At 72.7% G+C, this 24917-nt stretch carries 19 protein-coding genes and 1 tRNA gene; 15 read left to right on the forward strand and 5 right to left on the reverse strand.

Annotation, left to right across the window (positions count from 1 at the left end):
* Positions 1-188 precede the first annotated feature (188 nt).
* From AC07C1_RS28710 to AC07C1_RS28730, 5 genes are all read left to right on the forward strand, one after another.
* On the forward strand, positions 189-1082 hold the full coding sequence (locus AC07C1_RS28710) for an FAD binding domain-containing protein (protein WP_478943611.1): 894 nt from the start codon (positions 189-191) through the stop codon (positions 1080-1082).
* Positions 1079-3271, forward strand: coding sequence for a (2Fe-2S)-binding protein (locus tag AC07C1_RS28715; protein WP_478943613.1), 2193 nt, complete (start codon positions 1079-1081; stop codon positions 3269-3271). The genes AC07C1_RS28710 and AC07C1_RS28715 overlap by 4 nt, the downstream gene beginning before the upstream one ends.
* Entirely contained in the window at positions 3268-5577 is a 2310-nt protein-coding gene (locus AC07C1_RS28720; protein ID WP_478943614.1) for a xanthine dehydrogenase family protein molybdopterin-binding subunit, read from the forward strand. Before AC07C1_RS28715 ends, AC07C1_RS28720 begins: the two co-directional genes overlap by 4 nt.
* On the forward strand, positions 5574-5699 hold the full coding sequence (locus AC07C1_RS28725; RefSeq protein ID WP_478943616.1) for a hypothetical protein: 126 nt from the start codon (positions 5574-5576) through the stop codon (positions 5697-5699). The genes AC07C1_RS28720 and AC07C1_RS28725 overlap by 4 nt, the downstream gene beginning before the upstream one ends.
* 188 nt (positions 5700-5887) lie before the next feature.
* Positions 5888-7048: an SUKH-4 family immunity protein gene (locus AC07C1_RS28730; RefSeq protein ID WP_478943618.1), complete on the forward strand. Its 1161-nt coding sequence runs from the start codon at positions 5888-5890 to the stop codon at positions 7046-7048.
* A 72-nt stretch (positions 7049-7120) separates the two neighbouring features.
* On the opposite strand, the gene AC07C1_RS28735 is transcribed toward AC07C1_RS28730, so the two are convergent.
* Positions 7121-7195, reverse strand: a tRNA-Cys gene (locus AC07C1_RS28735).
* 215 nt (positions 7196-7410) lie between these two features.
* Here AC07C1_RS28735 and AC07C1_RS28740 point away from each other — a divergent pair.
* From AC07C1_RS28740 to AC07C1_RS28755, 4 genes are all read left to right on the forward strand, one after another.
* Positions 7411-8853 carry an MFS transporter gene (locus AC07C1_RS28740; protein ID WP_478943620.1) on the forward strand — a complete coding sequence of 481 codons (1443 nt, stop codon included), beginning with the start codon at positions 7411-7413 and terminating at the stop codon, positions 8851-8853.
* A gap of 213 nt (positions 8854-9066) precedes the next feature.
* A complete protein-coding gene (locus AC07C1_RS28745; RefSeq protein ID WP_478943622.1) occupies positions 9067-10857 on the forward strand; it encodes a DEAD/DEAH box helicase in 1791 nt (596 codons plus the stop codon).
* 417 nt (positions 10858-11274) lie between these two features.
* Positions 11275-11916, forward strand: a complete 642-nt coding sequence (locus AC07C1_RS28750) for an IclR family transcriptional regulator (protein WP_478943624.1) — start codon at positions 11275-11277, stop codon at positions 11914-11916.
* 392 nt (positions 11917-12308) lie between these two features.
* Complete coding sequence (locus AC07C1_RS28755) at positions 12309-13100, forward strand: S16 family serine protease (protein ID WP_478943625.1); 792 nt, start codon at positions 12309-12311, stop codon at positions 13098-13100.
* Positions 13101-13118: 18 nt separating this feature from the next.
* On the opposite strand, the gene AC07C1_RS28760 is transcribed toward AC07C1_RS28755, so the two are convergent.
* The gene (locus AC07C1_RS28760) at positions 13119-13589 is read right to left on the reverse strand and encodes an Lrp/AsnC family transcriptional regulator (RefSeq protein ID WP_478943626.1); all 471 of its coding nucleotides are present in this window, start codon (positions 13587-13589) and stop codon (positions 13119-13121) included.
* A 124-nt stretch (positions 13590-13713) separates the two neighbouring features.
* Here AC07C1_RS28760 and hppD point away from each other — a divergent pair, with 124 nt between their 5' ends.
* Positions 13714-14859 carry a 4-hydroxyphenylpyruvate dioxygenase gene (gene hppD / locus AC07C1_RS28765; RefSeq protein WP_478943627.1) on the forward strand — a complete coding sequence of 382 codons (1146 nt, stop codon included), beginning with the start codon at positions 13714-13716 and terminating at the stop codon, positions 14857-14859.
* Between the two features lie 25 nt (positions 14860-14884).
* Here the strand turns inward: hppD and AC07C1_RS28770 are convergent, their stop codons facing one another.
* Positions 14885-16348, reverse strand: coding sequence for a tetratricopeptide repeat protein (locus AC07C1_RS28770; protein ID WP_478943628.1), 1464 nt, complete (start codon positions 16346-16348; stop codon positions 14885-14887).
* 92 nt (positions 16349-16440) lie between these two features.
* Here AC07C1_RS28770 and AC07C1_RS28775 point away from each other — a divergent pair, with 92 nt between their 5' ends.
* The 3 genes from AC07C1_RS28775 to AC07C1_RS28785 all read left to right on the forward strand — a co-directional run bounded on the left by AC07C1_RS28775 (position 16441) and on the right by AC07C1_RS28785 (position 20749).
* Positions 16441-17856, forward strand: coding sequence for an FAD-binding oxidoreductase (locus tag AC07C1_RS28775; protein WP_478943629.1), 1416 nt, complete (start codon positions 16441-16443; stop codon positions 17854-17856).
* A gap of 325 nt (positions 17857-18181) precedes the next feature.
* A complete protein-coding gene (locus AC07C1_RS28780) occupies positions 18182-19981 on the forward strand; it encodes an RDD family protein (protein WP_478943630.1) in 1800 nt (599 codons plus the stop codon).
* A 72-nt stretch (positions 19982-20053) separates the two neighbouring features.
* Positions 20054-20749, forward strand: a complete 696-nt coding sequence (locus AC07C1_RS28785) for an RDD family protein (protein WP_478943631.1) — start codon at positions 20054-20056, stop codon at positions 20747-20749.
* 75 nt (positions 20750-20824) lie between these two features.
* Here the strand turns inward: AC07C1_RS28785 and AC07C1_RS28790 are convergent, their stop codons facing one another.
* Positions 20825-21055 carry a hypothetical protein gene (locus AC07C1_RS28790; protein ID WP_478943632.1) on the reverse strand — a complete coding sequence of 77 codons (231 nt, stop codon included), beginning with the start codon at positions 21053-21055 and terminating at the stop codon, positions 20825-20827.
* A 387-nt stretch (positions 21056-21442) separates the two neighbouring features.
* Here AC07C1_RS28790 and AC07C1_RS28795 point away from each other — a divergent pair, with 387 nt between their 5' ends.
* Both AC07C1_RS28795 and AC07C1_RS28800 read left to right on the forward strand, forming a co-directional pair.
* Positions 21443-23800 carry an immune inhibitor A domain-containing protein gene (locus AC07C1_RS28795; protein WP_478943633.1) on the forward strand — a complete coding sequence of 786 codons (2358 nt, stop codon included), beginning with the start codon at positions 21443-21445 and terminating at the stop codon, positions 23798-23800.
* A gap of 121 nt (positions 23801-23921) precedes the next feature.
* Positions 23922-24254, forward strand: coding sequence for a hypothetical protein (locus AC07C1_RS28800; protein ID WP_478943634.1), 333 nt, complete (start codon positions 23922-23924; stop codon positions 24252-24254).
* Between the two features lie 66 nt (positions 24255-24320).
* On the opposite strand, the gene AC07C1_RS28805 is transcribed toward AC07C1_RS28800, so the two are convergent.
* Positions 24321-24914: an isochorismatase family protein gene (locus tag AC07C1_RS28805; RefSeq protein WP_478943636.1), complete on the reverse strand. Its 594-nt coding sequence runs from the start codon at positions 24912-24914 to the stop codon at positions 24321-24323.
* Positions 24915-24917: the final 3 nt, after the last annotated feature.

Raw genomic sequence — 24917 nt, forward strand, 5'->3', positions numbered from 1 at the left:
TCGCCATGCACCGGTGATGCCGTGCGAAAACGGACCATCCCCCTGGTGAGGTGGGCGAATGCCTCCTAGCGGACCCCCGCGTTCGGGCCTCACGAGAATGTGCCAGAGTTGCCACGTCCGCCCTGTGAGCACGTACCGTACGGCCACACAGGTGGGACCAGGTGGGGCAGCGGGAAGGGGCAGCCGGTTTGACCACGCACGCACCGCAGGCGGCGCAGGCCGTCACGCTGCCCACGACGCTGGACGAGGCCGTGGCGGCCCTCACCGCCATGCCGGCCGCGGTCCCGGTCGCGGGCGGCACCGACCTGATGGCCGCCGTCAACTCCGGCCAGCTCAGGCCCGCCGCACTGGTGGGCCTGGGACGGATCAGCGAGATCCGTGGCTGGCAGTACCAGGACGGCCACGCGCTGCTCGGCGCGGGCCTCACCCACGCGCGCATGGGCCGCCCCGACTTCGCGGCCCTCATCCCGGCGCTCGCCGCCGCCTCGCGCGCGGCGGGCCCGCCGCACATCCGCAACGCCGGCACCCTGGGCGGCAACATCGCCTCGGCGGCCCCCACCGGGGACGCGCTGCCGGTGCTGGCCGCCCTGGAGGCGACACTGATCATCGCGGGCCCGGGCGGAGCCCGCCGGGAGATCCCGGTGTCGCACCTCCTGGCCGGTGTGGAGATGCTGCACGGCGGTGAACTCATCGGCTACGTGCGCGTGCCGCTGCTGCACGCCCCACAGGTCTTCCTGAAGGCGACCGGACGCACCGGCCCGGGCCGCGCGCTGGCCTCCGTGGCCCTCGTGCTCGACCCCGCCCGGCGCGGGGTGCGCTGCGCCGTCGGCGCCATAGCGCCGATGCCGCTGCGGCCGCTGGAGGCCGAGGAGTGGGTCGCGCGGCTCATCGACTGGGACAACGAGCGCGCGCTCGTCCCGGAGGCCCTGAACGCCTTCGGCGAGTACGTCGCCGCGGCCTGCATCCCCGATCCGGCACCCGAGCCCGACGGCTCGGTGGCCCCGCTTCCGCCCGCCGTACTGCACCTGCGGCGCACCGTCGCCGCGCTGGCCCGACGAGCACTGGGGAGGGCGCTGTCGTGACCGACGACCAGCACGGAGAGGGCACGCCCCAGGGTGGCGGGCGCTGGAACCCGCTGCCCGAGGGTGACTACGACGACGGCGCCACCGCCTTCGTCAAGCTCCCCGAGGGCGGCATCGACGCCCTGCTGTCCGGCGACAGCCCGCTCGCCGCACCCGGTCACGGCTATGTGCCGCCGCGGATAACGGCCGCCCCCGGGACCGGCGACCCCACCGCCACCGGCACCTGGACGACGCCCGCCGCCGGCGCCCAGTGGCCCGACCCGAACGCCACGGGCCCCGCGCAGGCCACGGGCGCCGACGACCGGTTCACCTATCAGTCGGGCGCCACCCAGCACTGGACCTTCGAGGAGCCCGCGGCCCCGGCCGCCCCCGGGTACGACGTCACCGGGCAGTGGTCGATCCCCGTCGCCGGCGGTGACCTTCCGGACGAATCGGGCGAGTTCACCACGTCCTCGCTGGTCGAGCAGTGGGGTGGCACCCCGCCGGCCACCCTGCCCGGCGGCGCGCCCGCGCCCTGGGCGACGGACGGCTCGGGCACCTCCTGGGGACAGCCCGCCGACCCGCAGACCCCGGCCCGGCCGGACGCGCCCCTGCCCGGCCACACCGGCGCCCACCCGGCGGACCCCGCGCCGACGCCCACGCCGGACGGGTACGTCCCGCAAGAGCCGTACGGACACGGCCCGGCCGGTCACACGGAGAACGGCCACGCGCGGCACGGTCATGTCGAGCGCGTTCCTTTCGAACACGGTGACGTCGAGCACGGTGACGTCGAGCGCGGTCACGTGGACGCCGGGCATCCGGGGATCGGCGGCACCGGGATGGGCCCTGGGGACACCGGGGACCCCGGCCACCAGGGCACGGGACGCACGGAACCCGGCCATCCTGACCCCGGCGACCAGGGCACCGGTCACACGGACACCCGTGGGCAGGACCCCGGCTACTCGGCCACCGGTCACATCGAGGCCGACGCGGGCGACGCACCCGACGCGGCAGCCGCGCAGGCGGCGCCCGCCGGGCACAGCGCGCCCGCGCCCCAGCGGATCGACTCCGGCACGTCCCCCGAGGCGGACGCCGACGGCCCCGCCGAGGCCCCTGAGCGCCCCGCTGACGGCCCGTCGGGCCACGAGGAGCCGACGGATCCGGCGGACACGCGACGGGCCGCCACAACGGCGGACACGGCCGCCATGGGAACACCGCCCGGCCCGGAGGCCACGCCCGCATCCGGCACCCCGGCACCCGGCACCGCTCCGGTGACCACCGCCGACCCGGCCGCTCCGGCGCACGCCCCCGAGGCCGCCGTACCGGAACACGCCGCCGACGCTGCCGTGCCGACCGCGGCGGGCGACGCACCGGAAGATGCCACCGAGGGCGCCGCCGAGGACCCGGCCGCCGCGCCGCTTCCACCGCACGACGACCACCCCCTCGCCTCCTACGTCCTGCGGGTCAACGGCGCCGACCGTCCCGTCACCGACGCCTGGGTCGGCGAGTCCCTGCTGTACGTCCTGCGCGAACGGCTCGGCCTCGCGGGCGCCAAGGACGGCTGCTCGCAAGGCGAGTGCGGAGCCTGCAACGTGCAGGTCGACGGGCGTCTGGTGGCCTCCTGCCTGGTCCCGGCGGTCACCGCGGCCGGCAGCGAGGTACGCACGGTCGAGGGCCTGGCCGCCGACGGACAGCCGTCCGACGTACAGCGCGCGCTCGCCCGGTGCGGTGCCGTGCAGTGCGGTTTCTGCGTGCCCGGCATGGCGATGACCCTGCACGACCTGCTGGAGGGCAACCCGGCGCCGACCGAGCTGGAGACCCGGCAGGCCCTGTGCGGCAACCTGTGCCGCTGCTCCGGCTACCGGGGCGTCCTGGAGGCCGTCAAGGAGGTCGTCGCCGAACGCGAGGCCGCGCACGCCGGCCCCGGGACGGACGCGGACGAGGCCCGTATCCCGCACCAGGCGGGCCCCGGCTCCGGCGGCGTCAACCCGTCGGCGTTCGAGGCACCGGGCGCGTTCGCCGTCCCCCGGACCGCCGCCCCCGGGGGCCCCGGGAACCCGCGGGGCCCCTACGGTGAGCCGCAGGACCCGTACGGCGACGCCCCGGATGCCTACGGTGACGCCCCGGAGGCCTACGGCGACGCGCCGGACCCGTACGGCATCCCGGGACCGCACGACCAGCACTACGGCCAGGACGGAGGCCAGGCGTGAGCAACGAAGCCGGCACCGCGACCACCGCCGCGGAACCCGCCCCCGAGGCCGAGCCGTTGCCGCACGGCCTCGGCGCCTCCCTGCCGCACGCCGACGCCCGCGCCAAGACCGAGGGAACCTTCCCGTACGCGGCCGACCTGTGGGCCGAGGGCCTGCTGTGGGCGGCCGTGCTGCGCTCCCCGCACGCGCACGCGCGCATCGTCTCCATCGACACCACCCACGCGCGCGAGATGCCCGGCGTACGGGCCGTCGTCACCCACGAGGACGTCCCCGGCACCCCCCGCCACGGCCGGGGCGTCCCCGACCGCCCGGTGTTCGCCTCCGAGGTCGTGCGCCACCACGGCGAGCCCATCGCGGCCGTCGCCGCCGACCATCCGGACACCGCGCGGATGGCCGCCGCGGCCGTCATCGTCGAGTACGAGGTACTGGACCCGGTCACCGATCCCGAGCAGGCCTTCGAGGCCGAGGCGTTGCACCCCGACGGCAACCTGATCCGGCACATCCCGCTGCGCCACGGCGACCCGGACGCGGCCGGCGAGATCGTCGTCGAGGGCCTGTACCGCATCGGCCGCCAGGACCCGGCCCCCATCGGCGCCGAGGCCGGTCTCGCCGTGCCCCGCCCCGACGGCGGCGTGGAGCTGTACCTGGCCTCCACCGACCCGCACACCGACCGCAACACGGCCGCCGCCTGCTACGGTCTGTCCCCCGATCAGGTGAAGATCGTGGTCACCGGGGTGCCCGGCGCCACCGCCGACCGCGAGGACCAGGGCTTCCAGCTGCCGCTCGGCCTGCTCGCGCTCAGGACCGGGTGCCCGGTGAAGCTCACGGCCACCCGCGAGGAGTCCTTCCTCGGTCACGCCCACCGCCACCCCACGCTGCTCAGGTACCGGCACCACGCCGACGCCGAGGGCAGACTGGTCAAGGTCGAGGCGCAGATCCTGCTCGACGCTGGCGCGTACGCCGACACCTCCGGAGAGGCCCTGGCCGCCGCCGTCTCCTTCGCGTGTGGCCCCTACGTCGTCCCGAACGCCTTCATCGAGGGCTGGGCCGTCCGCACCAACAACCCGCCCTCCGGCCACGTGCGCGGCGAGGGCGCCATGCAGGTGTGCGCCGCCTACGAGGCCCAGATGGACAAGCTGGCGAAGAAGCTCGGCCTGGACCCCGCCGAACTGCGCCTGCGCAACGTCCTCGCGACCGGTGACGTCCTGCCGATCGGCCAGACCGTGACCTGCCCGGCGCCGGTCGCCGAACTCCTCCAGGCCGTACGGGACTTCCCGCTTCCCACGCTGCCCAAGGACACGCCCGAGGAGGAGTGGCTGCTGCCCGGCGGCCCCGAGGGCGCCGGTGAACCGGGCGCGGTGCGCCGGGGGGTCGGCTACGGCCTGGGCATGGTGCACATGCTCGGCGCGGAGGGCGCCGACGAGGTGTCCACGGCGACCGTCAAGGTCCACGACGGCGTCGCGACCGTGCTGTGCGCGGCCGTGGAGACCGGCCAGGGTTTCACCACCCTCGCCCGGCAGATCGTTCAGGAGACCCTCGGCGTCGACGAAGTCCACGTGGCCCCGGTCGACACCGACCAGCCCCCGGCGGGCGGGGGCTGCCGCGGCCGCCACACCTGGGTGTCGGGCGGCGCGGTGGAGCGCGCGGCGAAGATGGTCCGCGCGCAACTCCTGCAGCCACTGGCCCACAAGTTCGGCATGTCCACCGAACTCCTTCAGATCACCGACGGCAAGATCACCTCCTACGACGGTGTGCTGTCGACGACCGTCACCGAGGCGCTGGACGGCAAGGAGCTGTGGGCCACCGCCCAGTGCCGCCCGCACCCCACCGAGCCCCTGGACGCCGCGGGCCAGGGCGACGCCTTCGTCGGTCTCGCCTTCTGCGCGATCCGCGCGGTGGTGGACGTCGACATCGAACTGGGCGCGGTCCGGGTGGTGGAGTTGGCGGTCGCCCAGGACGTGGGACGGATCCTCAACCCGGCACAGCTGACGGCCCGGATCGAGGCGGGTGTGACGCAAGGCGTCGGCATCGCCCTCACGGAGAACCTGCGCGCCCCGCGCGGCCTGATCCGCCACCCCGACCTGACCGGATACGCCCTCCCGACCGCCCTCGACGCGCCGGACATCCGGATCGTCAGACTGGTGGAGGAACGGGACGTGGTGGCGCCCTTCGGTGCCAAGTCGGTCAGCGCGGTCCCGGTGGTCACGGCACCCGCGGCGATCGCCTCCGCCGTCCGCGCGGCCACCGGCCGCCCGGTCAACCGTCTCCCGATCCGCCCGCAGGCGGCGGTGGTGACGGCCCAGTGAGCACACCGCCCGGCCACCCGCGCTACGAACCCCCGCCCGGTGTCGGCAAGTTGTTCCTCTGGATCCTGCTGTTCCTGGTGGCGGCCCTGGCCGTCGTGCTGGGCGGCGTCTACTTCACCTGAGGCACGGAGCCGATGCAGGCGATCCTCGCGGGCGCGGAACGGGCCCGTGTCGCCTGACGTCCTTCCTGGTGAGGGCCGTTGTCAGTGGGGCGGCGTAGTGTGCTGAGCAGTGGGGGGACCCACCCGAGGGCGGCGCACGACGGCGTCCTCACCCAGGGCACGCACGGGGGAAGGTTCGCGGGGGAGCGATGAGCACGACCGACGCCGGGATCACGGCGATCACGTTGACCGAGGCGGAGCTGGACCGCTACGTCACGCACGCCCCGACACGCGGCCTGCTCACGGGCCCGGGACTGCCCGCCCGCACCGACGTGCTGACCTTCTCGCCGCTGCGCACGCACGGGTTGCGCACGCTCGCCGACACCGCGGGCGGCCCCTTCCACATGGCGGAGGAACTGCGCGGCCGCCTGGTGATAGGCGAACTCCTCAACCCGGCGGGCATGGACCGCGAGTCGATCCTGCTCGACGGCGCCACGGGCGAGATCACCACGGCCTACCTGTTCGAGCCGTCCGACCCGCGCCCCTTCGCGCCCTCCCTGGACACGCTCCTGCGGTTCGCCGCGGTCACCGAGGAACTGGCGGGCCTGCGCGGCCGTTTCGCGTCCCTGGCCGGCCAGTACGGCCCCACGACGGTGGCCGAGGCCTCCCGCCGCCTCCTCGCACTCTTCGAGGAGGGCACGGACGGCCAGCTCCCGCCGTACTGGAAGGCGGCCGCGCTGATCCGCCCGCTCGCCCTCGTCGCGGGCCCCGGCACGGCGTCCGGCCTCACCCTGGACGTCCCCGCCCGCGTCCTGGACCAGGAGTTCGGGCACGGCCGGGTGACCCGCTTCGAGGAGGTCGACTTCCCGGCCACGCTCACCCACGAGCCGACCCGCCGCTTCCTGCGCGAGACGGGGTTGCCGGAAGAGGCGGTCCTCTTCCACGCCGACACGGACGTGCCCCTGCCGACGCTGCGCGAGTACGTCACCGAGGAACGCTCCGCCGACTACCCTCTGTCCGGCCTCCCGGCCCACTGCGACCACCTGATCCGCCTCGGCGCTCTGGTCGAGGACAGCAGCCTGGTGATCGACGGCAGAACGGGCGCGGTCCTGACCTTCAGCGAACCCGAGGCGACGCTCTACCCCCTCAACACCGACGTCTCCACCCTCGCCTTCACGCTCTGGCTGCTGCACCACGAGCGCACCATCGACGAGCACCTGGGCCACGAACTCACGACGGCCGCCTACGACCAGCTGGCCGCGGCCATGCTCCACACCCTGACCACCCTCGACCCCACGGCCACCCTGCCCGACACGACCTGGCACTACTGGACGGAACTCTTCCAGGACGAGGCGGGCGGGGTGCTCTAGCCGGGACGCTCAGCACCTCCGCCACCGTGACCTCGCCAGGTCAAGGACCACCTCGGAGCGGGATGAGATCACTGGAGGCCGTGGCGGGAATCGAACCCGCGTAACTCGCTTTGCAGGCGAGTCCCTGAACCACTCGGGCACACGGCCGTGTACCACTTCGCGTCCACAGTCGCCGCCCGGGGGAGTCGTTGTGGCCGTGGAACGACCGTAGGGGCGGGTGCCAGGGGGGTTCAAGAGCGCCTTCGGGGCTGCAACGCGACTGCCATACGGCGTTCACGAAAAGGGGTGTACGACCAAGGTCGGAGGGACGGTGGGGCTCCGGACAGGGGTCAACGTCGGTTGCGGACCTTACGCTGGCGACCATGAGTGCCCTCGAATCCCGTGACGCCGCTGTCGTGGACCAAGCCGCCGAACAGGCCGGCGGTGTGCTGAGCCGTCCGTACCGGGCGCTCAGCGTCGGGATCGTGTCCGTCGTGCTGCTGATCGCCTTCGAGGCGACCGCCGTCGGGACCGCCATGCCGGTCGCCGCCCGGGAACTGGACGGCGTGGCGTTGTACGCCTTCGCCTTCTCCGGGTATTTCACCACCAGCCTCTTCGGGATGGTCCTCGCCGGGCAGTGGTCCGACCGGCGCGGCCCCCTCGGTGCGCTGACCACGGGGATCGGCGCCTTCGCCGCGGGGCTGGTTGTCGCCGGCACCGCGCAGACGATGTGGGTGTTCATCCTCGGGCGGGCCGTGCAGGGCCTCGGCGGCGGGCTGGTCATCGTCGCCCTGTACGTCGTCGTCGGCCGCGCCTACCCGGAACGGCTGCGGCCCGCGATCATGGCGGCCTTCGCGGCCGGCTGGGTCGTGCCCTCCATCGTCGGCCCCCTCGCCGCCGGCGCCGTCACCGAGCACGTCGGCTGGCGCTGGGTCTTCCTCGGCATCCCGGCCCTCGTCGTGTTCCCGCTCGCGCTCGCCCTGCCGCAGATACGGCGGCGGGCGTCCGGGCCGGTCGACGCGGAGACGGGCACCGCGTCCTTCGACCGCCGGCGCATCCGGCTCGCCCTCGGCATCTCCCTCGGCGCCGGACTCCTCCAGTACGCCGCCCAGGACCTGCGGCCCCTCGCCCTGCTCCCCGGTCTGGCCGGTGCCGCCCTGCTGGTGCCCGCCGTCCTCGGGCTCCTCCCGCGCGGCACCTACCGCGCGGCCCGTGGACTGCCCTCCGTCGTGCTGCTGCGCGGGCTGTCCGCCGGTTCCTTCATCTCCGCCGAGTCCTTCGTACCGCTGATGCTGGTCACCCAGCGCGGTCTGTCGCCGACGCTCGCCGGGTTCTCGCTGGCGGCGGGCGGCGCCACCTGGGCGCTGGGCTCCTGGGTGCAGTCCCGGCCGCGCGTGACGCCGTACCGGGAGCGGCTGATGACCGTCGGAATGGTGCTGGTCGCCGCCGCGATCGTGACCGCGCCGAGCGTGCTGCTGCACTCCGTGCCCGTCTGGATCGTCGCCGTCGCCTGGGGCTTCGGCTGCTTCGGCATGGGCCTGGTGATCTCCTCCACCAGCGTGCTCCTGCTCCGGCTGTCCGCCCCGGGGGAGGCCGGCACCAACTCCGCCGCGCTCCAGATCTCCGACGCCCTCTCCAACGTCGTCCTGCTGGCGGCGACCGGGGCGGCCTTCGCGGCCCTGGGCGGCGGCAGCATGACGGACACCACGGTCACGACAGCCGACGGCACCCATCCCGCCGCCTTCGCGGCCGTCTTCCTGCCGATGGCCGGGGTGGCCCTGGTCGGCGCGTGGGTGACGCGGCGGCTGCGGGAGCCGGAGGCGTAGCGAGGGTCGTCAGGGGCGGGGACCGCGGTGATTGTGACGTGGGTCCCACCCGCGGGTGGCCCGGCCTCGTCCGGGCGTTGACGGGAGGGCGGCGCCGGTAGGGTGGCCCGGTTGTCATACGTAGCCGCCCGACCCTGATCCACGGAGACCGTGACTACCGCTCGCCCGTCACCCGCCGCCACCCTCAACGGAGGGCCCTCCGGGCCGACTCCCATGTCTGCTTCCTCCGCTCACTCCCACCATCTCTCGCCCGCCTTCCCGGGCCGCGCCCCCTGGGGTACCGCCAGCAAGCTGCGCGCCTGGCAGCAGGGGGCGATGGAGAGGTACATCCAGGAGCAGCCGCGTGACTTCCTCGCCGTCGCCACGCCCGGCGCCGGCAAGACGACCTTCGCGCTGACGCTCGCCTCCTGGCTGCTGCACCACCATGTCGTGCAGCAGGTGACCGTGGTCGCGCCGACCGAGCACCTGAAGAAGCAGTGGGCGGAGGCGGCCGCGCGGATAGGGATCAAGCTCGACCCCGAATACAGCGCGGGGCCGCTCGGCAAGGACTACGACGGGGTCGCGGTCACGTACGCCGGTGTGGGTGTACGCCCGATGCTGCACCGGAACCGGGTGGAGCAGCGCAAGACCCTCGTGATCCTGGACGAGATCCACCACGCCGGTGACTCCAAGTCCTGGGGTGAGGCGTGCCTGGAGGCGTTCGAGCCCGCCACGCGACGGCTCGCGCTGACCGGTACGCCGTTCCGGTCCGACACCAACCCCATCCCCTTCGTGACGTACGAGGAGGGGACGGACGGGATCCGGCGGTCCGCGGCCGACTACACGTACGGGTACGGGTCCGCCTTGTCGGACGGCGTCGTGCGGCCCGTCATCTTCCTCTCCTACAGCGGCAACATGCGCTGGCGTACGAAGGCCGGCGACGAGGTCGCCGCCCGGCTCGGCGAGCCGATGACCAAGGACGCGATCAGCCAGGCCTGGCGCACCGCGCTCGACCCGCGCGGCGACTGGATGCCGAGCGTGCTGCGCGCCGCCGACCAGCGGCTGACCGAGGTCAGGAAGGCCATCCCGGACGCGGGCGCCCTCGTCATCGCCTCCGACCAGGAGTCCGCGCGCGCCTACGCCAAGCTGATCCGTGAGATCACGGGCACCAGGGCGACCCTGGTGCTGTCCGACGACGCCGGTGCCTCGAAGCGGATCGACGAGTTCAGCGACAGCGACGATCGGTGGATGGTCGCCGTGCGGATGGTGTCCGAGGGTGTCGACGTGCCGCGGCTCGCGGTGGGGGTCTACGCGACGACCATCTCGACTCCGCTGTTCTTCGCTCAGGCCGTCGGACGTTTCGTACGGTCCCGGCGGCGCGGGGAGACCGCGTCCGTGTTCCTGCCGACCGTGCCCGACCTGCTGACCTTCGCCAATGAGATGGAGAAGGAGCGGGACCACGCCCTGGACAAGCCGAAGAAGGAGGGCGAGGAGGACCCGTACGCCGAATCCGAGAAGGAGATGGAGGAGGCGAACCAGCAGCAGGACGAGGACACCGGCGAACAGGACATGCTGCCCTTCGAGGCGCTGGAGTCCGACGCCGTCTTCGACCGGGTGCTGTACGACGGGGCCGAGTTCGGCATGCAGGCCCACCCGGGGAGCGAGGAGGAGCAGGACTACCTGGGGATTCCGGGGCTGCTGGAGCCGGAGCAGGTGCAGTTGCTGCTGCAGAAGCGGCAGGCTCGGCAGATCGCGCACAGCCGGAAGAAGCCGGACAGTGAGGCCGACCTGCTGGAGCTGCCGGCCGAACGGCGGCCCGTCGTCTCGCACAAGGAGATGATGGAGCTGCGCAAGCAGCTCAACACCATGGTCAGCGCGTATGTGCACCAGAGTGGCAAGCCGCACGGCGTCATCCACACCGAGCTGCGGCGGGTGTGCGGGGGGCCGCCGAGTGCGGAGGCCACGGCGGGGCAGCTGCGGCAGCGAATCGCCAAGGTGCAGGAGTGGGCTACGCGGATGCGATGACGCTCCGCTGGTTCGGGGGTTCTTTTCCCGACCGACGACCGACCGCCCGCCCACCCGTCTCGGTCAGCTGACAGCGCACCGTCACGAGGCTCCGCCCCGGCCCCCGGGCCGGCCCCGGCGGCGGGGAAAGTTCGGAGATGCGGGAGGCGCGTATCCGGACGAATGCAGTCAGGCCGGATCCGGCCTTGCCCGGATTGTGGACGAAGACTTCCGCTCAGCGAACCGGCTTCGCTACTGTCCCGCTACGCACACGCCCCGTGGCAGCGCCGCCGCGGAGCGCAGCCGTGAAAGCGACTCGGCCCGCAGCCGCCGGGCCGTCCTGCCGATCGGCGGCCTCTGAAGCGCGTCGCCGACGGGACTCGGTGACGCATTCGCCGCTCAGGGGTCGCCGGCCTCACCACCAAAGGAGTGGGCGTCGTGACCGCGGAGACCTCTCAGACGCTCGACCGGGGACTGCGCGTCCTCAAGCTGCTGGCCGACACGGACCACGGGCTGACCGTCACGGAGTTGTCCACCAAACTGGGTGTGAACCGTACCGTGGTGTACCGGTTGCTCGCCACGCTCGAGCAGCATGCGCTCGTACGGCGTGATCTGGGCGGCCGTGCCCGGGTCGGACTCGGGGTGCTGCGGCTCGGCCGCCAGGTGCATCCGCTGGTACGGGAGGCCGCGCTGCCCGCGCTGCGGTCGCTGGCCGAGGACATAGGGGCGACGGCGCATCTGACGCTGGTGGACGGGACCGAGGCGCTGGCCGTCGCGGTGGTCGAGCCGACGTGGACGGACTATCACGTGGCGTACCGGGCCGGATTCCGGCATCCCCTGGACCGGGGGGCGGCCGGCCGGGCGATCCTCTCCGCGCGGCAGTCACCGACCGTCGATCCCGGGTACACCCTCACGCATGGGGAGCTGGAGGCTGGGGCCAGTGGGGCCGCGGCGCCGTTGATCGGTGTGACCGGGGTGGAGGGCAGCGTGGGTGTGGTGATGCTGGCGGACGCCGTGCCGGAGCGGGTGGGCCCGCGGGTGATGGAGGCGGCGCGAGAGGTCGCGGAAGCGTTGCGCTGACGCGGGTCGGCGGGGCGGGGGCGTTTCCGGTGGCGGTGGCTGCGAGCGGGTGCCTGCTTCGTGCGAGGACGGCGAGGGGCGCGCCGGTCAGCCGGTGTTGTCGTGCGGGGGTGGAACCCGCCGGGGTGTTTCCGTCGGCGGCGTTCATACGCGGGCGTGTGTTTCGCTCCGGGTCGGGGACGGCGGCGGGCGCGTCGGTGAGCTGTTGCTCGTCGTGCGGGGGTGGGCCCCCGCCGGGGGGTTTCCGTCGGCGGCAACCACGAGCGCTACGTGCTCCGCTCGGGGCCGGGGACCGTGAGGGGCGCCCCGGGCGAGCCTTGCCCGGCGTGGGTGGCGTGGAGCGCGCCGCTCGTGGGGTGAGGGTCCGGAAGGTGGCGGGTTAGATTGACCCCGTGCTCTCACGTCTCACACGTCCCCAGGCCGTAGTGGTCTGCGCCCTGCCCGTCGGGGCCCTCATCGCCACGGCGGCCTTCGCGCCGCTGCCGTTCTCGGTGGCGCAGCCCGGGATGACGGCGAACGTGCTCGGGGACAACAAGGGCACCCCGGTGATCACCGTCTCCGGCGCGGCGACCCGGAGGACCAGCGGGCAGCTGCGGATGACCACGATCGAGGCGACCGGGCCGGACACCCGGGTGTCCCTCGGTGACGTGCTCGGCAACTGGTTCCGCACCGACCGGGCCGTCATGCCGCGCGACTCGGTCTACCCGAGCGGTGACAGCGTCAAGGAGATCGAGAAGCACAACGCGGCGCAGATGCGGCAGTCCCAGGACGCGGCGACCCAGGCGGCGCTGAAGTACCTGAACCTGAGCGCCGACAAGGTCAAGGTCACGCTGAAGCTCGCCGACGTGGGCGGGCCCAGTGCGGGGCTGCTGTTCACCCTGGGGGTCATCGACAAGCTGAACGGCGACGGCAGCGGCGGCGACCTCACGGGGGGCCGCACCGTCGCCGGTACGGGCACCATCGACGCCGACGGCAAGGTCGGCGCGGTCGGCGGGGTGGCGCTGAAGACGCAGGCCGCCCGGCGGGACGGGGCCAGTGTCTTCCTGGTGCCGAAGGCGGAGTGCGCCGATGCCAGGTCGGAGCTGCCGAAGGGGCTGCGACTGGTCCCGGTCACCACGCTCAAGAGCGCGGTCGACTCCCTGGTCGCGCTGGAGAAGGGCAAGGGCCCGGTCCCGAGCTGCTAGGGCCTCTATCCCTTCGGCTCACTCGTCGTCGGCCGCCTGTTCCACCAGCGGGATGATCCGCAGCGGAACGGGGTTCTCCATGACGATCGCCGTGGAGGCGCGGACGATGCCGTCAAATCCGACAACCCGGTCGATCACCCGCTGGAGATCGGCGTTCGAACGGGCCACCAGGCGGCACAGCATGTCCCCACTGCCGGTCGTGGTCAGCAGCTCCAGCACTTCGGGCACGGTCGTCAAGTAGGCCCGGACATCGGCCCCTTGGCCCTGCCGGATCTGGAGCGTGGCGAACGCCGTGACCGGGTAGCCGAGGGCGGCCGGATCCACCTGCGGGCCGAATCCGCGGATGACCCCGTTCGACTGAAGCCGGTCCAGGCGCGCCTGGACGGTCCCGCGCGCCACCCCCAGCCGCCGGGACATCTCCAGCACGCCGATGCGCGGCTCCCGGGCCAGCAGCACGATGATCCGCCCATCCAGCCGGTCGATCGCCATCCGGGCCCTCCCAAGGTGGTCATCCTGTACAGAAAGTCAGCCGACGCGGCCATACCGCTGAACAGATTGCCCAGCGGATACGCCAACTATTGCGCACCTTGCAGAGCGGGGTCACCCTTCCGCTATGACGCAGACCACACACCACACTCCCGACACCGCACGGCAGGCCGATCCCTTCCCGGTCAAGGGAATGGACGCGGTCGTCTTCGCCGTGGGCAACGCCAAGCAGGCGGCGCACTACTACTCCACCGCCTTCGGCATGAAGCTGGTCGCGTACTGCGGACCGGAGAACGGCAGCCGCGAGACCGCCAGCTACGTGCTGGAGAACGGCTCCGCCCGTTTCGTGTTCACCTCGGTGATCAAGCCGGCCGGCACCTGGGGCCACTTCCTCGCCCAGCACGTGGCCGAGCACGGCGACGGCGTCGTCGACCTGGCCATCGAGGTCCCGGACGCCCGTGCCGCGTACGCGTACGCCATCGAGCACGGCGCCCGCTCGGTCGCCGAGCCGTACGAGGTGAAGGACGAGCACGGCACCGTCGTCCTCGCCGCGATCGCCACCTACGGCGAGACCCGCCACACCCTGGTCGACCGCAGCGGTTACGACGGCCCCTACCTGCCCGGTTACGTGGCGGCGAAGCCGATGGTCGAACCGCCAGCCCACCGCACCTTCCAGGCCGTCGACCACTGCGTCGGCAACGTCGAACTCGGCCGCATGAACGAGTGGGTCACGTTCTACAACAAGGTCATGGGCTTCACGAACATGAAGGAGTTCGTGGGCGACGACATCGCCACCGAGTACAGCGCGCTGATGTCGAAGGTCGTCGCGGACGGCACCCTGAAGGTGAAGTTCCCGATCAACGAGCCGGCGATCGCCAAGAAGAAGTCCCAGATCGACGAGTACCTGGAGTTCTACGGCGGCGCGGGCGTCCAGCACATCGCGCTGAACACCAACGACATCGTGCGGACCGTCCGCACCATGCGCGCGGCCGGCGTCGAGTTCCTCGACACCCCCGACTCGTACTACGACACCCTCGGCGAGTGGGTGGGCGACACCCGCGTCCCCGTGGAGACCCTGCGCGAGCTGAAGATCCTCGCGGACCGCGACGAGGACGGCTACCTGCTGCAGATCTTCACCAAGCCCGTCCAGGACCGGCCGACCGTCTTCTTCGAACTCATCGAACGGCACGGTTCCATGGGCTTCGGCAAGGGCAACTTCAAGGCGCTGTTCGAGGCGATCGAACGCGAGCAGGCCAAGCGGGGCAACCTGTAGCCGACGTGTCCCCCGCCGGGCCCCGCTAAGGGGCCTCGGCGGGGAGCGGTTCGTCCGGTACGTCGCCCAGGGCGGCCAGGGCCTGACGCGCTTCGGGGACCCGGAGCGGCGAGAAGTACGGATTGATCCGCAGCGCCTCCTGCAGATGCCGCCGTGCGGGCGCCTGCAGCTCCAGCTCCGCCTCGATCATGCCCCGGTGGAACGCGTAGAGCGCACTGCGCACCCCGCCCCCCTTCGCCTTGTCCGTGGCGATGGAGGCGTAGGTCAGCGCCTCCTTGTCGTCACCCGCCCGGTGCAGCGCCCAGCCGAGCGCGTCGGCCACCTCGGTCCCCGGCTGGCGCTGCCACTCGGCCTCCAGCCGTTCCACGGCGTCCCACGCGTCCCCGTGGTCCGCCTCGAACTGCCCGATGAGCAGCTCCTCGTCGACGCCGCCCGCCACCGCCTGCCGCACCCGCGTCTTCAACCGGTCGTACTGCGCGGCGGCGGACCCGCTCTGCCCCAGCGACTCGTACAACTCGCCCAACTCCAGGATGTCCTGCGCGCTCGGCTGCCGGGCGAGTGCCGCCCGGTACGCGGCCACCGCCTCCGCCGAGCGGCCCAGCGCGGCCAGTGTCCGCCCCCGCCCGGCCAGTGCCGCCCGCTGGCCGGGTTCGAGGCGGGCGGCCGCCTCGAAGTGGTGCAGCGCGTCGTCGAGGTCGCCGCGCTCCCAGGCCAGCTGCCCGAGCCCGGTCAGATAGGCGGCCTGCTCGGCGGGCGTGCGGGCGGCGGCCGCCGCGTCGGTCAGCTGGGCCACCGCGTCCTCCCGCCAGCCCCGGTCCCGGTACACGGCCGAGGCCCGCGCCATCACGGCGGGACGCTCGGCCGCGCCGGTGCGCAGCCCCAGCAGCTTGTCCAGGGTCTCCCCGGCCGCCTTGTAGTCGCCGAGCCCGTTGTAGGCGTCGATCAGCGGCGGATACGCCGTCCACCGTTTGGGCGCCGGCTTCAGCGCCTGCTCGGCGTACCGTTTCGCCGCCGGGAAGTCGCGCCGCGCGAGCGCCAGCGCCGCCAGGCCGTCCAGAGCCTCGGTGTTGCGCGTGCCGCGCACCCGCAGCGAGGTCCGCAGCGCCTGTTCCGCCTTCGGGTAGCTCGCCGGATCGGCAGTCCTGCGCCCCCGCTCGACGTACGCGGACCCCAGCACCGCCCACGCCCGGGCGTCCTGCGGCTGCGCCCGTACCCGCTGCTCCTGCTGCCCGATGAGCGCCGTCAGCCGGGGCAGCGCGGCCGGCACTCCGAAGGTCACCGCCGTCAGCGCCTGGGACCGGGGTCCGGGGGCGGGCGGCCCGGCCACCCTGTGCTGCCGCTCCTGCGGCAGCAGCATCAGCACCCCGCCCGCGACGACACCGCCCGCCAGCGCGGTGACCAGCAGCCGGCGCAGCCACCTGAGGCGGCGGCGCGGCCTCGGCGGCTCGGCGATCAGGGACGTACCCGGCACGCTCAGTCGGTTGTCCATGGCGCTCACTGTGCGTCAATATGACGAGCGCGCCCGGATGGCCCCAGGACGGCGCGTGCGGGGTTCACACCGATGGCCGTGAGTGCCACCCTGTGATCATGAGCCGCATCGAAGCGCCCCGTGACGAAGACATCGCGGCGACCGGCAGCCTCACCGGCCGGCTCCTGGCCGGACTGCCGCCCGAGGCCGTCCTGACCGACCCCGACGTCACCGCCTCGTACGCCAACGACATGGCGAGTTTCTGCCCCGCCGGCGCCCCGGCCGTGGTCGTGCTGCCGCGCACGGTGGAAGAGGTGCAGCACGTCATGCGCACCGCCACCGAGCTGCGGGTGCCGGTCGTCCCGCAGGGCGCGCGCACCGGCCTGTCCGGCGGTGCCAACGCCACCGAGGGCTGCGTCGTGCTGTCCCTCACCAAGATGGACCGCATCCTGGAGATCAGCCCCGTCGACCGGATCGCCGTGGTCGAACCCGGCGTGGTCAACGCGGTTCTCTCGCGCGCGGTCGAGGAACACGGCCTGTACTACCCGCCGGACCCCTCCAGCTGGGAGATGTGCACGATCGGCGGCAACATCGGTACCGCCTCGGGCGGTCTGTGCTGCGTCAAGTACGGCGTGACCGCCGAGTACGTTCTCGGCCTCGACGTCGTCCTCGCCGACGGCCGCCTGATGTCCACCGGCCGCCGTACGGCGAAGGGCGTGGCGGGCTACGACCTCACCCGCCTGTTCGTCGGCTCCGAGGGCTCGCTCGGCATCGTCGTCCGGGCGGTCCTGGCCCTCAAGCCCAAGCCGCCCCGGCAGCTGGTGCTGGCCGCCGAGTTCGGCTCCGCCACCGCCGCCTGCGACGCCGTGTGCCGGATCATGGAGGGCGGTCACGTCCCGTCCCTCCTCGAACTGATGGACCGCACGACCGTCAAGGCCGTCAACGACCTCGCCCACATGGGGCTGCCGGAGACCACCGAGGCGCTGCTGCTCGCCGCCTTCGACACCCCGGACCCGGCCGCCGACCTCGCCGCCGTCGGCGCCCTGTGCGAGGCGGCCGGCGCCACCCAGGTCGTCCCCGCCGAGAACGCCGCCGAGTCCGAGATGCTGCTGCAGGCCAGGCGGCTCTCGCTGACGGCGCTGGAGGCCGCCAAGGGCACGACGATGATCGACGACGTGTGCGTGCCCCGGTCCCGGCTCGGCGCGATGCTCGACGGGATCGAGCGGATCGCCGGGAAGTACGACCTGACCATCGGCGTGTGCGCCCACGCCGGGGACGGCAACACGCACCCCACCGTCTGCTTCGACGCACAGGACCCCGACGAGTCCCGGCGGGCCCGGGAGTCCTTCGACGAGATCATGGCCCTCGGCCTGGAGCTGGGCGGCACCATCACCGGCGAACACGGGGTCGGGGTCCTGAAGAAGGAGTGGCTGGCCCGTGAGATCGGCCCGGTCGGGGTGGAGATGCAGCGAGCCGTGAAACAGGTCTTCGACCCGCTGGGCATCCTCAACCCCGGCAAGCTGTTCTGACCCGGTCGACGGTCCAGTCGACGGGGTGCTCGGAGTTGATGTGGAAAGGTGATGTGGCGCTCCACCACGGTGAGCTGCATGACCTGCGTTTCCTCTCCTCGTCCGGTGCTGCCGGAGCCGCCAGGCGGGGGCCCGCGGCAGGGGAGAGGCGGCGGGGGCCGGGCCATTACGCGGGTCCGGGGAGGCTTTTTCCCGGACCTGGGAGAGCCGGGTGCGGCGTTGCCCGGAAAGGGGTGGGTCCGGCGGGACTGGCGGTGGGGGATGCCCGCGTCTGATAGATGTGGAGGCTCCCATCCCACCCCCGAGCAGATACGGGACGACGGACATGAGCGCCCCAACCCCGGCCCCAGGTGACGACAGGCCCCGCGAGGGCTACTACCCGGACCCGTCCATCCCCGGCTACGTCCGGTACTGGAACGGCGCCTCCTGGGTGCCCGGCACCAGCCGGCCGGCGCCGAAGGACGGCGAGCCGCTCACTCCGCCCCCCGGCGTCCGCCCGGCGGCCACGGCCGTGGAGGAGACGGGCCCCCACTTCTTCGACGAGGACCCGCAGCCGCCCTCGGCTGCCGCGGGCCGGCCCGGTGCGGGACCCTCCGGCCCCGGCGGCGCCGCGTGGGGTGCCGCCGGGCCCGCCCGGGCGGGCCAGGCCGCCCACGGCGACGGGCACGCGGGGCCTTCCGGCCCCGGCGGCACCGCCTGGCGTGCCGATCCGAGGATCCCGGCGGAGGCCCCGGCCCAGCCGGCCGGCCACGCCGCCCGCACCGACGGCGCAGCCCCGGTCCCGCCGGCGGAGGACGACGCCCCCGACCCCAGTGGCACCTTCATCTTCCGCCGCCCGGTCCCGGGGCCCGCGGCCGTCCAGGACGACGGCACGATGACGTTCCGCCCGGTACAGGGGCAGGGCCGCCCGGGCGGCCGGCAGGGCACGCCCGCCCAGGGCGCCGGGGCCACCGGCCCGGGCACGGGGGCCGCGGCAGCGGGCTTCGGCGGTCAGACGTCCGGCTCCGGGCCCGGCGGCGGCTTCGGGCCCCCCGGCTCCGGCCAGGGCGCGCAGGGCGCGGGTGCCGGCGGGCAGGCCCCCGGCTCGGAAGCGGCGGCCGGCGGGTCCGGCGCGGCCGGCGGTTCCGGTGCGGTCGGTATGTCCGGCTTCGGTACGCAGGGGCCGGTCGGCGCTCCCACACCGTCGTCGCCCGCTTCCGTTTCCGCCGGCTCTTCCGCAGGCGCCCCTTCGGCCCCGGCCGCCGGCCCCGGCTTCGGCGCCGGAAAGGCTGCGGCGGCCAACGCCGCGGCACAGGCACCGCAGGCGGCTCAGCCCGCATCGGCACCGCAGTCGGTACAGGTGGCACACCTCGCACAGGCACCGCGGCCGGCTCAGCACGCACAGGCCCCCCATGGCTTCCCGGGGCCCGGCGGTGCCCAGCAGTCGCCGGCCGCCCCCGCCGCCGCGGCGCCCTCGGTCCCGCAGCAGGGCGGGCCCCAGCAGGCCGGCGCCGGCACACCGCTGACCGCCGGTTCCGGTGGCGGGCAGGCCTCCTGGGCGCAGCAGGTGCACCAGCTGGCCGGCGGCGGCGACGAGCAGCCCGTGGCACCGTGGAAGCCGCCGGTGGAGGACGTGTTCCAGGCGGCCGCGCGCCGCCAGGCCGCGGCCCGGCCCGCCGGACTCGGCAAGCGGCTCGCCGCCCGGCTGATCGACAGCCTGGTCATGGGCTCCGTGACGGCCGCCGCGGCCGTCCCCCTCGGCATGCGGGCCGCCGACCACATCCAGCAGAAGATCGACGAGGCCCGGCTGTCCGGCCGTACCGTCACCGTCTGGCTGCTCGACGGCACGACCGGCACCAGCCTCGGCATCGTCCTCGCCGTGCTGCTCCTCTTCGGTGTGCTCTACGACGTGCTGCCCACCGCCAAGTGGGGCCGCACCCTCGGCAAGAAGCTGTGCGGGATCGAGGTGCGGGACATCGAGGCGCACGAGCCCCCGGCCTTCGGAGCCGCCCTGCGCCGCTGGCTGGTCTACAGCGTGCCCGGGCTGCTCGGCATCGGGATCGTGGGTGTGCTGTGGGGCCTGTTCGACCGGCCCTGGCGCCAGTGCTGGCACGACAAGGCGGCCCACACGTTCGTCGCGGACTGACCGCGGCGGCCGCGTACTCCGTACGGCCGCCCGCCGGATGCGGAGCCGGGGGGTTCGGGTTCCACTCGGGCCATGAGCAGCGAACCGCCCCCCGGCTCCGGAGAGCAGCCCCCCGAGGACGACCCGTTCAGGAAGCGGCCCCCGTCGGACCAGGGGTCGGGCTCGCCGTACGACGCCCCGTACGGCGGTCGGCAGCCCCCGCCACCCGGCGGCGGCGGGCAACCGCCTCCCCAAGGCGGCGGCCCCCACGGCGGCAGCCCGTACGACGACGGACCCTACGGAGCCGGTGCCGGGGGCTACCCCGCCGACCCCCTGGCCGGCATGCCCCCGCTCGCCGACAGCGGTAAGCGGACGCTCGCGCGGATCATCGACATGATCCTCGTCGGTATCGTCGTCTGGCTGCTCACCTGGGCGTTCGGCGTGCGCGAGTACGACGTCGACGGCGACCACATCGAGGTCGGCAGGTCGGTCGCCCAGTCCCTCATCGCGGCCGTGCTCTATGTCGCCTACGACACCTTCATGATCAGCAGGTCCGGGCAGACCCTCGGCAAGAAGTGGCTCGGCATGCGGGTGGCCCAACTGGACGACGGCGCCACACCCTCCGGGCAGACCTCGCTGATCCGCGCCCTGGTGCTGTGGGTGCCGTTCGCCTTCTGCTGCGCCTGTGTCTGGACGGCGATCTGCGGCGGCTGGAGCTTCTTCGACAAGCCGTACAAACAGGGCCTGCACGACAAAGCGGCCAAGACCGTGGTGGTCAGCACCCGCTGAGCCGAAGAGTTATGGGCACGCATACAACAGCGGTGGGTCCGTGACCGTACGGGCCCGCCGCTTTGGGCGTACCCGTCACAGGCTCGTGGGGACGCGTTCCTCGTCCACCGCGGCCTCGGCGGGCGCCTCGACGGTGCGGGGTGCGGGAACCGTCATGGCCACCAGGAGCCCCAGCCCGAGTGCCGCCAGGGCGATGACGGTGATCCCGACGCCCGAACTCGCCTGCGACAGCAGCAGCATGGCGAGCGTCGAGAGAATCACGGTGCAGGAACCGTAGGCGAGCTGTGCGGCAGTCGGACGAGGCATGGCAATCGTGTCCTCGGAAGTCTTCGGGGTGCGGGGGGTGCCATTCGACTCTCTTCGCGTGCATGCCCGAGTCGAACGCCCGGTAAGCCTGACCTAACCCACGGTACCGGTGCATGGGGGGCGCACGGAGTCATGGGTCCGGCAAGCGGGCCGGCTCCTGCGCCCGTCGAGCGGACGTACACCGCTCCCGGACCGGCCCCCGGATGTTCGCAAAGCGAACCGCCGCTCCGCATAGTGCACTTGTCCTGCTCAAGTCAAGGTCTGTCTTTTCTTCTAAACCTCTAGTCAAATGTCGTCACTTGATTACACGCGTTGAACGTGCGCGCACGGATTCCTCCATGACTCGGGACCCCCTGTCCGTGTGCGCGGCGCGGGGGAGGAACTCAAGTGACCAGCAGATCCTGGACGTTCAGAGCGGCCGCCGTCGGAGTGACGCTCGCGGCGGCCTCCGCCACCTTCGCCACCTACGCGGTGGCGGAGGCGAGCAGCACCCCCCGGTCCGCTGCCGCCAACCGGCACGACCCGGCCCCGGTGAAGCAGCAGAAGCACGACCTCGACGGTCCGCTGAGCAAGACTCAGGACGCTCAGCGCCAGGAGGCCCTGAAGCAGCTCATAGCGGGCAAGGCCACCGCGCAGGAGCGCAACGGCTCGAAGGTCGTCAAGCTCAAGAGCCGCAAGGGCCGGAGCAAGTACGTCGAGCTGAGCCGCGAGAAGACCGACAAGATCTTCACCATCCTGGTGGAGTTCGGGAACCAGACGGATCCCAAGTACGGGGGCACCGCCGGCCCGCTGCACAACAAGATCGCCGCGCCGGACCGCAAGAAGGACAACTCGACGGCCTGGCAGAAGGACTACAACAAGAAGCACTACCAGGACCTCTACTTCGGCACCGGCAAGAAGACCGAGTCGCTGAAGAAGTACTACGAGAAGCAGTCCTCGGGCCGCTACTCGGTCGCCGGTGAGGTCACCGACTGGGTCAAGGTCCCCTACAACGAGGCCCGTTACGGCAACAACGCCTGCGGCCAGACCAACTGCCCGAGCGTGTGGAACGTCGTCAGCGACGGCCTGAGCGCCTGGGTCGCCCAGCAGAAGGCGGCCGGCCGCACCGACGCCGACATCAAGAAGGACCTCGCCAAGTACGACCAGTGGGACCGTTACGACTACGACGGCGACGGCAACTTCAACGAGCCCGACGGCTACGTCGACCACTTCCAGATCGTGCACGCCGGTGAGGACGAGTCCGCGGGCGGCGGCGCCGAGGGCAAGGACGCGATCTGGGCCCACCGCTGGTACGCCTTCGGCACCGACGCCGGTGCCACCGGCCCCGACAGCAACAAGCTCGGCGGCGCGCAGGTCGGCAACACCGGCATCTGGGTCGGCGACTACACCATCCAGCCGGAGAACGGCGGCCTCGGCGTCTTCGCCCACGAGTACGGCCACGACCTCGGTCTGCCGGACGAGTACGACACCGCCGGCGGCGACAACTCCACCGGTTTCTGGACCCTGATGTCCTCCGGTTCCTGGCTGGGCACCGGCAAGGAGTCCATCGGTGACCTGCCGGGCGACATGAACGCCTGGGACAAGCTCCAGCTGGGCTGGCTGAACTACGACACCGCCAAGGCCGGCAAGCAGTCCACGCACAGGCTGGGCGTGGCTGAGTACAACACCTGGGACAAGCAGGCCCTCGTGGTCAACCTGCCGGACAAGGCGGTCACCACCACGATCACCCAGCCGGCCGAGGGGTCGACCCAGTGGTGGAGCGGCAGCGGCAACGACCTCAAGAACACGCTGACCCGTTCCGTGGACCTGACCGGCAAGTCCTCGGCGAGCCTCGGCCTGGACGGCTGGTGGGCCACCGAGGAGGGCTTCGACTACGTCTACACCGAGGTGTCGACCGACGGCGGCGCCAACTGGACCGCCCTGGACGGCACGGCGGACGGCCAGGCCCTCCCGCGTGACGCCAGCGGCAAGCCGGCGCTGAGCGGCTTCTCGCAGACGCACAAGAAGCTGTCGTTCCCCCTCGACGCCTACGCGGGCAAGAAGATTGACCTGCGCTTCCGCTACGCCACCGACGGCGGTGTCGCGGAGAACGGCTTCACGGCCGACCAGATCACCGTGACCGCCGACGGCACCCCGCTCTTCTCGGACAACGCCGAGACCGCGGACGCCGGTTGGACCGCGGCCGGCTTCTCCCGCATCGGCGCGTCCTTCACCAAGGACTACAAGCAGTACTACATCGCCGAGAACCGGCAGTACGTGTCCTACGACAAGACCCTCAAGGTCGGCCCGTACAACTTCGGCTTCGCGTCGCGCCCGGACTGGGTGGAGCACTACCCGTACCAGAACGGCCTGCTGATCTGGAAGTGGGACACCTCCCAGGCGGACGACAACACGAACGCCACCAACGGCCACCCGGGCACCGGTCTGATCCTGCCGATCGACTCGCACCCGAAGGCGATGAAGTGGGCGGACGGCACGCTGCTGCGCAACCGCATCCAGGCCTACGACTCCCCGTTCAGCCTCTACGGCACGGACGGCATCACCCTGCACAAGGCCGACGTCGCGCTGAAGATCAAGGCGTCCAAGGGCGTCTCGACGTTCAACGACCACGCCGGCACCTACTACGACCCGTCGAACCCCACCGGGGGCGTCAAGGTCACTGACACCAACACCAAGATCACGATCGTCAAGGAGGCCAAGGACGGCTCGACGATCTCGCTCAAGGTCGGTCCCGCGGTGAAGTAGTTCGCATCACCGCAGGTCACAGACGTATCGGCGGCAACCCCTTGGCGGGTTGCCGCCGATCGTGTTTAGGTGCGTCCTGTGAACCGCTTATTGACACCGACCGGAACGGGGATGTGACCGCATGGCCGCAGGAGGCTTCTGCAAGCTACCGAACGGCACGGTGGTGGTGGCGCTGAACCTGCCGAGCCCCAGCCCCGCCGGGGGCCCCGGCGCGGTGCGGGTCCTGGTGCACGCCCACAACCGCGCCCGAGCCCTGACCAGGCTGCGCAACCTGGGCCTGCGCGCGATCTACCTGCGGGGCAACGCCGCGCCTCCGACACCCGACGAGGTCACGGCGGTGCTGCACCACCCTGATGGCCTGATATGGCGCACCGCCCCCGACAACGGTGTCATCGTCAACGAGCTGTGGCGTCCGATCCGGGCGCTTCTGCGCACGCCGGCGGTGGCGCGGTGAACCGGCCGGACCAGTGCCGCGACGGGCAACATCCGCCCCGTCGCGCAACCGTTGCCTGCCGCGGCACTAGCCGCTGACCACCGGCTTGCCCGTCAGCTCCACGCCCGCCCTGCGCAGCTCCTCCAGCGCCCGCTCCGTCGTCTCCGGGGCGACACCCGCGGTCAGGTCCAGGAGCACCTGGGTGCGGAAACCCGCACGGACCGCGTCCAGGGCCGTGGCCCGTACGCAGTGGTCCGTGGCGATGCCGACCACGTCGACCTCGTCGATGTGGCGGGCGCGGAGCCAGTCGGCCAGGGGGACGTCGTTCTCGTCGCTGCCCTCGAAGCCGCTGTAGGCCGCCGCGTAGGCCCCCTTGTCGAACACCGCGTCGACGGCGCCGGAGGCGACGGCCGGGGCGAAGTTCGGGTGGAAGCCCACGCCCTCCGTGCCCGCGACACAGTGCGCGGGCCAGGAGCGGACGTAGTCGGGGTTGTCCGCGAAGTGGCCGCCCGGCGCGATGTGGTGGTCGCGGGTGGCCACCACATGCCGGTATCCGGTGCCCGCCGCCTGGCCGATCAGCTCGGTGACGGCGGCGGCCACATCGGCACCACCGGCCACGGCGAGGCTGCCCCCCTCGCAGAAGTCGTTCTGCACGTCTACGACGATCAAGGCGCGGCGCATGGT

Source organism: Streptomyces sp. NPDC045022 (assembly GCF_056432605.1).

Excerpts from the sequence above, each read along its gene's own strand:
- AC07C1_RS28770 (WP_478943628.1), bottom strand. The coding sequence starts at position 16,348 with ATGGACAACCGACTGAGCGTGCCGGGTACGTCCCTGATCGCCGAGCCG.
- AC07C1_RS28780 (WP_478943630.1), top strand. The coding sequence starts at position 18,182 with ATGAGCGCCCCAACCCCGGCCCCAGGTGACGACAGGCCCCGCGAGGGC.
- hppD (WP_478943627.1), top strand. The coding sequence starts at position 13,714 with ATGACGCAGACCACACACCACACTCCCGACACCGCACGGCAGGCCGAT.
- AC07C1_RS28760 (WP_478943626.1), bottom strand. The coding sequence starts at position 13,589 with ATGGCGATCGACCGGCTGGATGGGCGGATCATCGTGCTGCTGGCCCGG.
- AC07C1_RS28800 (WP_478943634.1), top strand. The coding sequence starts at position 23,922 with ATGGCCGCAGGAGGCTTCTGCAAGCTACCGAACGGCACGGTGGTGGTG.
- AC07C1_RS28785 (WP_478943631.1), top strand. The coding sequence starts at position 20,054 with ATGAGCAGCGAACCGCCCCCCGGCTCCGGAGAGCAGCCCCCCGAGGAC.
- AC07C1_RS28790 (WP_478943632.1), bottom strand. The coding sequence starts at position 21,055 with ATGCCTCGTCCGACTGCCGCACAGCTCGCCTACGGTTCCTGCACCGTG.
- AC07C1_RS28730 (WP_478943618.1), top strand. The coding sequence starts at position 5,888 with ATGAGCACGACCGACGCCGGGATCACGGCGATCACGTTGACCGAGGCG.
- AC07C1_RS28740 (WP_478943620.1), top strand. The coding sequence starts at position 7,411 with ATGAGTGCCCTCGAATCCCGTGACGCCGCTGTCGTGGACCAAGCCGCC.
- AC07C1_RS28745 (WP_478943622.1), top strand. The coding sequence starts at position 9,067 with ATGTCTGCTTCCTCCGCTCACTCCCACCATCTCTCGCCCGCCTTCCCG.
- AC07C1_RS28805 (WP_478943636.1), bottom strand. The coding sequence starts at position 24,914 with ATGCGCCGCGCCTTGATCGTCGTAGACGTGCAGAACGACTTCTGCGAG.